Annotated in this window: 13 protein-coding genes; 8 read left to right on the top strand and 5 right to left on the bottom strand. The window is 71.5% G+C overall.

The window, feature by feature from the left end:
• The 3 genes from ACTOWL_RS08210 to ACTOWL_RS08200 all read left to right on the top strand — a co-directional run.
• Nucleotides 1-500: bactofilin family protein (locus tag ACTOWL_RS08210; RefSeq protein ID WP_441320717.1), on the top strand; the 500-nt coding region annotated here is incomplete at its 5' end.
• Between the two features lie 500 nt (nt 501-1,000).
• Nucleotides 1,001-1,951: a glucokinase gene (glk, locus tag ACTOWL_RS08205; protein ID WP_441320716.1), complete on the top strand. Its 951-nt coding sequence runs from the start codon at nt 1,001-1,003 to the stop codon at nt 1,949-1,951.
• Nucleotides 1,951-3,135 (top strand): aminotransferase class V-fold PLP-dependent enzyme, encoded by a 1,185-nt coding sequence (locus ACTOWL_RS08200; protein ID WP_441320715.1) that lies wholly within the window; start codon nt 1,951-1,953, stop codon nt 3,133-3,135. Before glk ends, ACTOWL_RS08200 begins: the two co-directional genes overlap by 1 nt.
• Nucleotides 3,136-3,144: 9 nt before the next feature.
• Here ACTOWL_RS08200 and ACTOWL_RS08195 read toward each other — a convergent pair whose 3' ends face one another.
• The gene (locus tag ACTOWL_RS08195; protein ID WP_441320714.1) at nt 3,145-3,561 is read right to left on the bottom strand and encodes a secondary thiamine-phosphate synthase enzyme YjbQ; all 417 of its coding nucleotides are present in this window, start codon (nt 3,559-3,561) and stop codon (nt 3,145-3,147) included.
• Nucleotides 3,561-3,785, bottom strand: a complete 225-nt coding sequence (locus ACTOWL_RS08190; RefSeq protein ID WP_441320713.1) for a type II toxin-antitoxin system Phd/YefM family antitoxin — start codon at nt 3,783-3,785, stop codon at nt 3,561-3,563. Before ACTOWL_RS08190 ends, ACTOWL_RS08195 begins: the two co-directional genes overlap by 1 nt.
• Nucleotides 3,786-3,890: 105 nt before the next feature.
• On the opposite strand from ACTOWL_RS08190, the gene ACTOWL_RS08185 reads away from it, so the two are divergent.
• Together ACTOWL_RS08185 and ACTOWL_RS08180 are read left to right on the top strand one after the other, a co-directional pair.
• On the top strand, nt 3,891-5,033 hold the full coding sequence (locus ACTOWL_RS08185; protein WP_441320712.1) for a DUF3095 domain-containing protein: 1,143 nt from the start codon (nt 3,891-3,893) through the stop codon (nt 5,031-5,033).
• Nucleotides 5,030-5,353 carry a cupin domain-containing protein gene (locus tag ACTOWL_RS08180; RefSeq protein WP_441320711.1) on the top strand — a complete coding sequence of 108 codons (324 nt, stop codon included), beginning with the start codon at nt 5,030-5,032 and terminating at the stop codon, nt 5,351-5,353. The genes ACTOWL_RS08185 and ACTOWL_RS08180 overlap by 4 nt, the downstream gene beginning before the upstream one ends.
• 6 nt (nt 5,354-5,359) lie before the next feature.
• On the opposite strand, the gene ade is transcribed toward ACTOWL_RS08180, so the two are convergent.
• Complete coding sequence (gene ade / locus ACTOWL_RS08175) at nt 5,360-7,066, bottom strand: adenine deaminase (RefSeq protein ID WP_441320710.1); 1,707 nt, start codon at nt 7,064-7,066, stop codon at nt 5,360-5,362.
• Between the two features lie 186 nt (nt 7,067-7,252).
• Here ade and ACTOWL_RS08170 point away from each other — a divergent pair, with 186 nt between their 5' ends.
• The 3 genes from ACTOWL_RS08170 to ACTOWL_RS08160 are packed head-to-tail and all read left to right on the top strand — an operon-like array spanning nt 7,253 to nt 10,483.
• The gene (locus ACTOWL_RS08170; protein WP_441320709.1) at nt 7,253-9,775 is read left to right on the top strand and encodes a response regulator; all 2,523 of its coding nucleotides are present in this window, start codon (nt 7,253-7,255) and stop codon (nt 9,773-9,775) included.
• Complete coding sequence (locus ACTOWL_RS08165) at nt 9,765-10,172, top strand: response regulator (RefSeq protein ID WP_441320708.1); 408 nt, start codon at nt 9,765-9,767, stop codon at nt 10,170-10,172. The genes ACTOWL_RS08170 and ACTOWL_RS08165 overlap by 11 nt, the downstream gene beginning before the upstream one ends.
• On the top strand, nt 10,169-10,483 hold the full coding sequence (locus ACTOWL_RS08160) for an Hpt domain-containing protein (RefSeq protein WP_441320707.1): 315 nt from the start codon (nt 10,169-10,171) through the stop codon (nt 10,481-10,483). Before ACTOWL_RS08165 ends, ACTOWL_RS08160 begins: the two co-directional genes overlap by 4 nt.
• A gap of 6 nt (nt 10,484-10,489) precedes the next feature.
• On the opposite strand, the gene ACTOWL_RS08155 is transcribed toward ACTOWL_RS08160, so the two are convergent.
• Entirely contained in the window at nt 10,490-10,909 is a 420-nt protein-coding gene (locus ACTOWL_RS08155) for an OsmC family protein (protein WP_441320706.1), read from the bottom strand.
• Nucleotides 10,910-10,966: 57 nt separating this feature from the next.
• A complete protein-coding gene (locus ACTOWL_RS08150; protein ID WP_441320705.1) occupies nt 10,967-11,686 on the bottom strand; it encodes a DUF1194 domain-containing protein in 720 nt (239 codons plus the stop codon).
• Between the last annotated feature and the right edge of the window lie 54 nt (nt 11,687-11,740).

Below are 11,740 nucleotides of genomic sequence, written 5' to 3'. Positions count from 1 at the left end.
TCGCCCCTCCCCGCACCGCGGCGCTCCGCGGCGTCCGCCGCCCGGCGGAGTCGGCGGGACCGACCGGCCGCGACTCGCCGCGCAAGCTGATCGTCGGCAGCGAGATCTCTCTGGCCGGCGAGATCACCGCCTGCGACCACCTGGTGGTCGAGGGCCGGATCGAGGCCAAGATCAAGGACTGCCAGACCATCGAGATCGCCGAGCAGGGCGTATTCAAGGGCTCGGCCGAGATCAGCGATGGCGACATCGCCGGACGGTTCGAGGGCGACCTGTCGGTGTCCGGCCTGCTGCGCCTGCGCGCCAGCGGCGTCGTCACCGGCACCGTCAAATATGGCGAGCTGCAGGTCGAGACCGGCGGCAAGCTGATCGGCACGCTGCAGCCGCTGGGCGGCGATGCCGGAGCGGCGACGGCCCCGGCCGCAGCCGGGGCGGCCGCCGCCCCGCAGCCCGCCCCGACCCCGCTGTTCGACGACAAGGCCGAGGCCGGCGGCGAGCACTGAGCCGGCCGGATCGGACACATTGCGACCGCGAGCGGCCGGGGCGACCCGGCCGTTTCGCTATCCGCGCCGATCTTTCGCGGCGATTCGGGGCATTGCCGGGATCCGAAGGGAGGCGGAGGTTGAACCTTCGCGGGGCTGCCGGCGTCTTCGGCCCGGCGCACAAGAAAAAGGGCCGCAGCGAACTGCGGCCCGAGTTTAGGGAGGAAACGCCCAAGAAGTGCGTTACGACAGCAGCATCGCTGCATGTCGCAATGCACAATTTAGGCAGTTCGCCGGACAAATCAAGAGGAAAATGAATTCCTCTTGCAGAACAGCCACTTAGAACCAATTCGTGCCTAAGATATGTGCAGTTAGCATCAAGTTTGTGCTGCAGTGCACACTCCAGTGTCGAATCCGGCCCGGCGATACGCGCCGACTCGCGGCCGGCGGCCCGACGCTTCGGGCTTGCCCCCGGCCGCGGCATGAGGGAAGCATGGCCGTCCCGCACCAGCCGGCCCGCCATGCCTGAGCCTCTCGCCCTCATCGCCGATCTCGGCGGCACCAACGCCCGCTTCGCCCTGGCCGACGCCAAGGGGACACGGGACACCAAGATCCTGCACGGGGCGGACTACCCGACCCTGGCCGATGCTGCCCACGCCTATCTCGACATGGTCAAGCCGGCGGCCCCGCCGACACAGGCGGCGATCGACGTGGCCAGCCCGGTCACCGGCGACCAGGTGACCCTGACCAACGCCGCCTGGTCCTTCTCGATCTCGGCCCTGAAGAAGGATCTGGGGCTGGACCGGCTGGAGGTGATCAACGACTTCACCGCCGTCGCCCTGGCGGTGCCGTATCTGGAGGAGGGCGACCGCAGCCCGATCGGCGGCGGCACGCCGGTGGCGAACGAGCCGATCGGAGTGCTCGGCCCCGGCACCGGCCTCGGCGTCTCCGGCCTGGTGCCCAGCGGCGCGCGCTGGGCCGCCCTGGCCGGCGAGGGCGGGCATGTTACCATGGCGGCGGCGACCGAGCGCGAGGCGGCCGTGCTCGACCGGCTGCGCCACCGCCACCAGCACGTCTCGGCCGAGCGGGTGCTGTCCGGCATGGGGCTGGTCAATCTCTACGAGACGCTGTCGCAGCTGGACGGAATCGACCCGGTGCAGCGCGACGCCGCCGCGGTCACCGAGGGCGCCAAGACCGGCGACCCGCACTGCGCCGAGGCGGTATCCACCTTCGCCTCGATGCTCGGCACCGTCGCCGGCAACTTGGCGCTGACGCTGGGGTCGCGCGGCGGCGTCTACATCGCCGGCGGCATCGTGCCGAAGCTCGAGACCCTGTTCGACGACGCCCTGTTCCGCCAGCGCTTCGAGGCCAAGGGCCGGATGCGCAGCTTCGTCGTCGGCATCCCGACCTATCTGGTCACCCATCCACTGCCGGCCTTCCTCGGATTGCGCTCGGTGCTGGACCTGACCTGATGACGCTCGATCTCGACCGGCTGCGCGCCGACACGCCGGGCTGCGCCCGGGTGCTGCATCTCGACAATGCCGGCTCGGCCCTGCCGCCGCGGCCGGTGCTGGACGCGATGCTGGACCATCTGCGGCGGGAGGCGGAGATCGGCGGCTATGCGGCGGCCGCGGAGGCCGAGCCCCGGCTCGAGGCCGCCTATGTCTCGATCGCCCGGCTGATCGGCGCCCACCCGGCCGAGATCGCGATGATGGAGAACGCGACGCGGGCCTGGGACATGGTGTTCTACGGCCTGCCGTTCCGGCCGGGCGACCGGATCCTGACCGCCAAGGCCGAATACGCCTCCAACACCATCTCCTATCTGCAGGTGGCGCAGCGCACCGGCGCGGTGGTCGAGGTGGTGCCCGACGACGCCACGGGCCAACTCGACGTCGCGGCGCTGGAGCAGGCGGTCGCGGCCACCGATCGCGGCCCGGCGCGGCTGATCGCGGTCAGCCACATCCCGACCAATGGCGGGCTGGTGAATCCGGCGGCGGCGATCGGGCAAATCGCACGCGCGCATAGCATTCCCTATCTGCTCGACGCCTGCCAGTCGGTCGGCCAGATGCCGGTCGATGTCGAGGCGATCGGATGCGACATGCTGTCGGCCACCGCCCGCAAGTTCCTGCGCGGGCCGCGCGCGGTCGGCTTCCTCTATGCCCGGCGGTCGATGCTGGACCGGATCGACCCGCCCTTCCTCGACCTCCACGCGGCGGAGATGGTGGCGCCCGACCGCTACGTGGTCCGCCCGGACGCCCGCCGCTTCGAGAATTTCGAGCGCAACTTCACCGGCATCCTCGGCATGGGTGCCGCGGTCGACTACGCCCTGGCCCTCGGCCTCGACGCCATCCGCGACCGCGCCCGGGCCCTGGCGGCGCAGCTGCGCGACGGGCTGTCGGCCCTGCCCGGCGTCGCCGTGCGCGACAAGGGGGCCGAGCGGTCGGCGATCGTCAGCTTCACCAAGGCCGACGAACCGGCCGAGGCGCTGCACCAGCGGCTGCGCGAGGCCGGCATCAACGCCAGCGTCACCCGCCGCCGCTCGACCATGTTCGACATGACCGACCGCGGCCTGGACGCGATGCTGCGGGCCTCGCCGCACTACTACAACAGCGAAGCCGAGATCGACCGGTTCGTGGAGACGGTCGGCCGAGCCTGACGGCCGGCGCTACTCCCCCAGCAGATGCAGCACGATCTCGCGGCGGTGTGGCCGGCGGCGGTGCTCGAACAGGTAGATCCCCTGCCAGGTGCCGAGCACCAGCCGTCCGGACGCGACCGGGATCGACAGCTGCACCTGGGTCAGGGCCGTGCGGATATGGGCCGGCATGTCGTCCGGGCCCTCGGCGTCGTGGATGTAGCCGTCGCCCTCGGGCGCGATCCGCTCGAAATAGGCCTCCAGATCGGCCCGGACATCCGGATCGGCATTCTCCTGGATCAGCAGCGAGGCTGAGGTGTGCCGGCAGAACACGGTCAGCAGGCCGGTCCCGATCCGCTGCGCCTCGACCCAGGGCCGGATCTGCGGCGTGATCTCGACCAAGCCCTTGCCGCCGGTGGTCACCTGGAGGGTGTGGAGGAACTGCCGCATCACCTGCCTTCGAACAGATCCGCGATCGCCTCGTCTTCCGCGCCGACATCCGGGATGGCGATCCGCCCCTCGTAGCCGCCGGGTCGACGCCGCTCGCCGGCATAGGGCTTGAGCTCGACCCATGGCGTGCCGTCGCGCTCGATGACCACGCGCTCTCCGGCTCGCGCCCTTTCCGCCAAGGCCGGCAGACCGGTCTTTGCTTCGCGCATGCTGACTCGGATCATCTGGCCCTCCTTCAGGCGATAGCTAAGCCCATCCACAACGCCTGTCGATTCCCACCCAAACCGCACCGCCTTCCCCATCCCCGCCCGATCGGCGAGAATGCGCCCATGGCCGAAGATGAGTTCTACCTCCAGGTGCCGGTGTTCGACGGCTTCGCCCGGCTGACCGACCCGGCGCTGTACCGGCCGCTGCCGGAGGACTGGGTGATGGGCCTGTCCGACGTCGTCGCCTCCACCGCCGCGATCCGGGCCGGCCAGTACAAGAGCGTCAACATCGCCGGCGCGGCGCTGATCGCCGCCGTGTCCAACGCCCTGGCGCAGCGCGACTTCCCGTTCGCCTTCGGCGGCGACGGCGCCAGCTTCGCCCTGCCGCCCGGCGATGCCGGGACCGCCCGCGCCGCGCTGGCCGCCACCGCCGCCTGGGTGCGCGACGAGCTGGGCCTGACCCTGCGCGTCGGGCTGGTGCCGGTGGCGGCGATCCGCGCCGCCGGGTGGGATGTCCGCGTCGCCCGCTACGCGCCGTCGCCGAATGTCGCCTACGCCATGTTCATGGGCGGCGGCCTGGCCTGGGCCGAGCGCGAGTTGAAGGCCGGTGCCTTCTCGGTCGAGCCGGCGCCGGCCGGAACGCGCCCCGACCTCTCCGGCCTGTCCTGCCGCTGGCAGGAGTTCCCGGCCCGGCACGGCGTGGTGCTGTCGCTGATCGCCGCCCCGGCGGTGGCCGAGAGCGAGGCCGGCTTCCGCGAGCTGGTCGGCGACATCCTGCGCATGACCGGCCGCGAGAGCGAGGCCGAGCACCCGATCGCCGATCTCGCGCGGGGCCTGGTCTGGCCGCCGCCCGGGCTGGATGTCGAGGCGCGGGCATCGCGCGGCACCGGCCAGCCGCTGCTGCTGCGCAAGCTGGCGCTGGGGCTGCAGAGCTTGGCCGGCTGGACCCTGTTCCGCTTCGGCATCTCGCTCGGCGGCTTCCAGCCCGGACGCTACATGCGCGAGATGGTGGCCAATGCCGACTACCGCAAATACGATGACGGGCTGCGCATGACGCTGGACTGCACCCCGGCGCTGGCCGACCGGCTGGAGGCGCGCCTGCTGGCCGCCGAGCAGGCCGGCATCGCCCGCTTCGGCCTGCACCGGCAGGACTCCGCGATCGTCACCTGCTTCACGCCGTCGCCGTTGCGCAGCGACCATGTCCATTTCGTCGATGGCGCCGCCGGCGGCTATGCCGCCGCCGCGTCCCGGCTGAAGCCGTCGTGAGGGCCGGCAGCCTGTTCGACGCGCTGCCGCGGGAGGCGGCGGAGGAAGAGTTCACCACCCTGTTGCAGGGCGCGGGCTTCGTGCTGGAACGGATAGTCTCCACCGGCCAGGCCAGCCCGCCCGGCTTCTGGTACGACCAGGAGCGGGCGGAGTGGGTGCTGCTGCTGCGCGGCTCCGCGGGGCTGGAGCTCGAGGACGAGCCAGCGCCGCGCACCCTGCGCCCCGGCGACTGGGTTCACATCCCCGCCCATGCCCGCCACCGCGTCGCCTGGACCGACCCGGCCGAGCCGACGGTCTGGCTGGCATTGCATCACGACTAGCCGCGGCTAGGCGGCGATCAGCTCGAACCGGTCCACATCCACCAGCCCGCGGTCGGTGATCTTGAGGTGCGGGATCACCGGCAGCGGCAGGAAGGCGAGCTGGATGAAGGGTTCGGGCAGCGGACAGCCCATCGCCTTCACAGCCCGGCGCAACGCCCGCAACTCGTCCGCCACCCGCTCGAAGGGCTGCAGGCTCATCAGCCCGGCCAGGGGCAGCGCGATCTCGCCGGCCACCTGGCCGTTGCGGGTGGCGACGAAGCCGCCCTGCAGCTCGATCAGCCTGTTCACCGCCACCGCCATGTCGGCGTCGTTGTCGCCGACCACGCAGATGTTGTGGCTGTCATGCCCGACCGAGGAGGCCAGCGCGCCGCCGCGGAAGCCGAACCCTTTCACGAAGGCGCGGCCGATGTTGCGGTTCACCCCGTGCCGGGCGAAGACGCAGATTTTGAGGATGTCCTGATCCGGGTCGGGGTGGCGGCAGCCGCCGCGCCAGGGCAGGGTCGCGGTCAGCGCCGCGGTGATGATCTTGCCCGGGATCAGCCCGATCACCGGGCCGGTCGGGCCGCCGGTCGGGGCCTGGAAATCCTCAACCGCCACCGGGTCGAGCCTGACCGAGCCGAGGCCGACCGGCGCCGGGGCCGCACGCCCCGCGAAGATGTCCGGCCGGACGATCCGCCCGGCACTGATCACCAGCGACACGGCGCAGCTGTCGAGGTCGTCGAGCAGCACCAGATCGGCACGGCGACCAGGCGCGACCAGGCCGCGATCGCGCAGGCCAAAGCCCTGGGCGGCCGACCAGGTGGCGGCGCGGTAGACATGGGCCACCGGGGCGCCCTGCCGGATCGCGGCCCGGATCAAATGGTCGAGATGGCCCTCCTCGGCGATGTCGAGCGGGTTGCGGTCGTCGGTGCACAGGCCGAGCAGCGGCGAGGTCTCGGCCGAGATGATCGGCGCCAGGGCGTGCACGTCCTTGCTGACCGAGCCGTCGCGGATCAGGATCTGCATGCCCTTGCGCAGCTTCTCCAGCGCCTCCTCCGGCCCCGTCGTCTCGTGGCAGTTGCGGATGCCGCAGGCGAGATAGGCGTTCAGCGGCTTGCCGCGCAGCAGCGGCGAATGGCCGTCGATATGGCCGTCCTGGAAGGCGGCCAGCTTCTCCAGAACGCCCTCGTCCTTGGCCAGGAGGCCGGGGAAGTTCATGAATTCGGCCAGGCCGATCACCTTGGGGTGGCCCCGGTGCCGCACCAGGTCGGCGGCGTCGAGCCGGGCGCCGGCGGTCTCGAGCTCCGTCGCCGGCACGCAGGAGGAGAGCTGGACCCGCAGGTCCATCGCGGTGCCGAGGGCGCCGTCGAGGAAATACCGCAGCCCGGCCTCGCCGAGCACGTTGCAGATCTCATGCGGGTCGCAGATCGCGGTGGTGGTGCCGCGCGGCAGCACGCAACGGTCGAACTCCGCCGGCGTCACCAGGGTCGATTCGCAATGCACATGGGTGTCGATGAAGCCGGGCACCACCACCTTGCCGCGGCCGTCGATCTCGACCGCGCCGGAATAGTCGTCGCAGGTGCCGACGACGCGGTCGCCGCAGACCGCCACGTCGCCCTCCAGCAGCGCGCCGCTGATCACGTCGAGGGTGCGCGCGCCCTTGATCACCAGATCGGCGGGCGCATGGCCCAGGGCCTGGTCGATTCGCGTCCTCAGTTCTGCCGTGCCGCTCATGTCGTCCTCGTCTGCCGGGACGGCAGCCTAGCAGGATCAGGCCGATCCGTGCCCGCCTTCGAAATAGATAGAATTTTAAGTAAATTATTCATACCGTCCGCCCGACGGCGACACCGCCGCCGGTTTCGACTATCACCTGATCAGGAGGCCGATGGCCCCGGGGGACGATCGGGAGACGCGTGGGGAATGGAGAAATTTCTGGGCTCGGTTCGCTCGATCGTCCTGCTCGCGATCCTGGGCTTCCTGCTGTTCTTCGGCGCAGCCGGATGGCTCGGCAAGCAGTTCCTGGCCGACAACACCCGCACCCAGGCCTGGGTCGACCACACCAATCTGGTGATCGCCACCATCTATGAGGCCCGGCTGAACCTGTCGCGGACGCAGAGTTCCGGCCGCGGCTTCGTCATCACCGGCAACCCGCGGGATGCGGCGCTGGCCGAGGACAGCGCCCGGCTGGCCACCGACGGGCTCCTGGACCTGCGCAAGCTGGCCGCCGACAACCCGGAGCAGGTCCGGCGCTTCGACGATGCCGCCGCGATCTCCGAGCAGATCCTGGTCACCAACGACCGGATCCTTGCCGCGGTCCGGCGCGGCGATCTCGACGGCGCCCGCGCCCTCGTCCGGGAGACCGCCGACCAGGGGCCGGCCTTCCGCGCCAAGATCGACGAGGCGGTGGCGGTCGAGAAGTTGCTGCTGGCGCAGCGCCAGGCCGCCACCGACGCGACGCTGCGGCGGATCATCTGGCTGCTGGCCGGCGTCGCCGCGCTGGCAGCCCTGTGCGGGCTGCTGGCGGCCTGGGCGATGTCGCGCCAGGTGCGCACCGACCTGCAGCGCTACCGCGAGCTGGAGCGGGCCAAGCTGGAGAGCGACGCCGCCGCCCGGGCGCTGGCCGAGAACCAGGCCCAGCTGCAGGCCGTGCTGGACAGCGCCCGCGACCCGATCCTGGTGGTCGGCCAGGACGGTGTGGTCGAGCTGGCCAACCGCGCCTGCGGCGAGGCCTTCGGAGTGGCCGGTGGCAGCCTGGCCGGCACCGACATCTCGGCGCTGGTGCCGGCCCTGGCCGGCGGTGCCCACCCGATCGGCGAGGTCACGGTGACGCGGCGCGACGGCAGCAGCTTCCCGGCCGAGATCTCGACCGGCGTGTTCGAGCGCGACGGCCGCACGGTGTCGGTCTGCATCCTGCGCGACATGACCGAGCGGCACCGGCTGGACCAGCTGAAGAACGAGTTCGTGTCGACGGTGAGCCACGAGCTGCGCACGCCGCTGACCTCGATCCGCGGCTCGCTGGGGCTGATCGTGGCCGGGGCTGCGGGAGGGCTTCCGGACAAGGCGAAGTCGCTGCTGGAGATCGCGCACAAGAACAGCGAGCGGCTGGTCGGGCTGGTCAACGACATCCTCGACATCGAGAAGATCGAGTCCGGCCGCATGGAGTTCAGGCACGACCGGCTGGAGGCCGGGGTGCTGGTCGAGCAGGCGGTCGAGGCCAACCAGGCCTATGCGGCGCAGCACGAGGTCGAGTACCGCATCACGACACGGCCCGACCTGCCGCTGCCGGTGCAGGGCGACGCCGACCGCCTGATCCAGGTGCTGACCAACCTGCTGTCCAACGCCGCCAAGTTCTCGCCGGCCGGCAGCACAATTGAGGTGGCAGTCGAGCTGTTGGCCGGGCTGGGCGGCCGCCAGGCCCGGATCGGCGTGCGCGACCGCGGCGCCGGCATTCCGGAGGAGTTCCGCAGCCGGATCTTCCAGCGCTTCGCCCAGGCCGATGCCAGCGACGTGCGGCGCAAGGGCGGCACCGGCCTGGGCCTGTCGATCGCCAAGGCCATCGTCGAGCGCCATGGCGGCCGCATCGGCTTCGAGCCGGCCGAGGGTGGCGGCACCCGCTTCTGGTTCACCCTGCCGCTGCTGGCCGAGGCGCCGGAGTCGGTCGCCATGCCCGGCGACGCCGGGCGCCAGGTGCTGATCTGCGAGGATGATGCGGATGTGGCGACCCTGCTGGGCCTGATGATCGAGCAGGATGGCTGGCGGGTCGACTTCGCCCGCGACGCCGAGACGGCGCTGGAGAAGGCCCGCACCGGGCAGTACGACGCGATGACCGTCGACCTGCTGCTGCCGGGCATGGACGGGATCACGCTGATCCGGCAGCTGCGGGCCGACCCGGCCACGGCGGGCCTGCCGATCGTCGTCGTCTCCGCCACCGCCCAGGACGGCAAGCGCGAGCTGAACGGCGACGCCTTCAACATCGTCGACTGGCTGGACAAGCCGATCGAGCAGCTGCGGCTGCGCGCGGCACTGCGCCAGGCGGGCCTGCGCAGCCGCACCGGCCGCGCCTGCATCCTGCATGTCGAGGACGACGACGACGTGATCGAGGTGGTCGGCGCCATCGTCCGCGACGAGGCCGAGATCGTGCCGGCGCGGTCGCTGCAGGAGGGCCGGGAGAAGCTGGCCCAGCGGCGCTTCGACCTGGTCATCATCGATGTCGGGCTGCCCGACGGCTCCGGCCTCGACCTCTTGGAGACCATCAACGCCCGCACGCCGCGGGAGCCGGTGCTGATCTTCTCGGCCCAGGATTCCAGCGCCTCCTATGCCAGTGCGGTCTCCGCCTCGCTGGTCAAGAGCCGCACCGACAACGAGCAGCTGCACCAGACCATCACCGACCTGATCAACGGCCTGATCCAGGACAAGCAAGGGGGCGCCCGCTATGGCCGATGAGGTGCTGACCCGCATCCTCTATGTCGAGGACGATGCCGACATCCGCTCGGTCGCCAGCTTCGCGCTGGAGGCGGTGGGCGGCTTCGTCCTGGCCGCCTGCGCCTCGGGCGAGGAGGCGCTGGCCCAGGCGCCCGGCTTCGCGCCGCAGCTGCTGCTGCTTGACGTGATGATGCCGGGCATGGACGGGCCGGAGACGCTGGCGGCGCTGCGGGCGCTGCCGGGCACCGCGGCGACGCCGGCGGTATTCATGACCGCCAAGGTGCAGCCGCAGGAGGTGGCACGCTACCGCGCCCTCGGCGCCATCGACGTCATCTCCAAGCCGTTCGACCCGATGACCCTGTCCGACGAGATCCGCGCCATCTGGGCCCGGCGCGGCGGTCGGGGCATGGGATCGTGAGCCAGGACGCGCTGCAGGCCCATCTCGACCGGCTGCGGGCAAAGTTCGCGACCGAGCTGCCGCGGAAGCTGGCCGAGGCCGACGCCCTGCTGGTGGCGCTGCGGGCCGGCGACGGCGAGGCGCTGAAAGGGCTGCGCTTCGTCGCGCACCGGCTGCACGGCACCGGCGGCACCATGGGCTTCGCCGCCCTGTCGCAGGCAGCGGCGGCGCTGGAAGCGCGGCTCGATGCCTGCCTCCAGGCCGGCGGCGCCGGGCCGGAGGATGTCGCGGCGATCGTGGCGGAACTGGCCGCGCTCAAGGCCGCCGCCTGACCGGCCTCAGGCCGCCTCCGTCACCTCGATCTCCGTGGTGATCTCGGCGACCTTGCCGAGCATGATCGAGGCCGAGCAGTACTTCTCCTTCGACAGCGCCACGGCGCGCTCGACCTTGGCGCGGTCGAGGCCGCGGCCGGAGACGATGTAGCGCATATGGATCTTGGTGAAGACCTTCGGGTCGGTCTCGGCGCGCTCGGCCTCGACCTCGACCCGGCAATCGGCCACCGGCTCGCGCGCCTTCTCCAGGATCATCACCACGTCGAAGGCGGTGCAGCCGCCGAGGCCGAGCAGCAGCATCTCCATCGGCCGGACGCCGAGGTTGCGCCCGCCGCTTTCCGGCGCGCCGTCCATGACCACGGCATGGCCGCTGCCGGATTCGCCGACGAAGGTGCGGCCTTCGACCCAGGTGATGCGGGCTTTCATCTGATCTGCTCCAGGAACCGATTCGAGCCGGCACCGTAGCAGGGGCCTGGACCCTCGTCAGCCGGGCGGCATCGGCGCCGTCTCCGCCGGCCGCTCGGCGATCTCGAGGATCAGCTTGCGCACCACCGCGTCGGTGAAGCGGGCATCGGCGTCGGCGGTGATGACGAAGGCGCCGGGGCCGCCGATCACCTGGTCGCGGAAGAAATCCTCCAGCGAGCCGCCGGCCCAGCCCGGCCGGCCGCTGCGCGACAGCACGGCGAGGCCGTTGATGGTGATGCCGGCGGCCAGCGCCTCGGCCCGCACCTCGGGCAGCGGCCGCCCGCCGCGCTGGCCGGCATCGGCCGACACGTCGATCACGCGGCGGAACCCCTGATGGGCGTTGCCCTCGATCATGCGCTGCGACAGGTCGATGGCGTTGCTGATCGAGTTCCAGCCGACCGCGCGCCGCGGCGCCACGGCCAGCGCCGCACCGAAGGCGGCAGCGCTGCCCGGTCCGTCGATCACGGTCCAGTCGACGATGACATGCTGCGACTCCGCCCCGCCCCATTCGACGAAGGCGACCGCGATCCGGCCGGTGATGCCGCCGCGGATCGCCTGCTGCACCCGCGGGTCGGCCAGGGCCTTGGCGTAGCCCTCGCGCTGCAGCCGCAGCTCCTCGTCGTCGATCGAGCCGGAGCCGTCGGTGGCGAAGACCAGCTCGACATCGACGTCGAAGTCCTGCGCCGCGGCGGGGGCCGCGCACAGCGCCAGGGCCAGGGCGAAACCGCGATGCAGCACCGGCGCCTCCCGTTCGATCGGAAGTCCTCAGCATTCCGGCCGGGATCGGGTCTG

The sequence above is a fragment of the Inquilinus sp. CA228 genome (assembly GCF_052078665.1).
Lineage (GTDB): Bacteria > Pseudomonadota > Alphaproteobacteria > DSM-16000 > Inquilinaceae > Inquilinus.
This window is presented reverse-complemented; position numbering and strand designations above follow the sequence as displayed.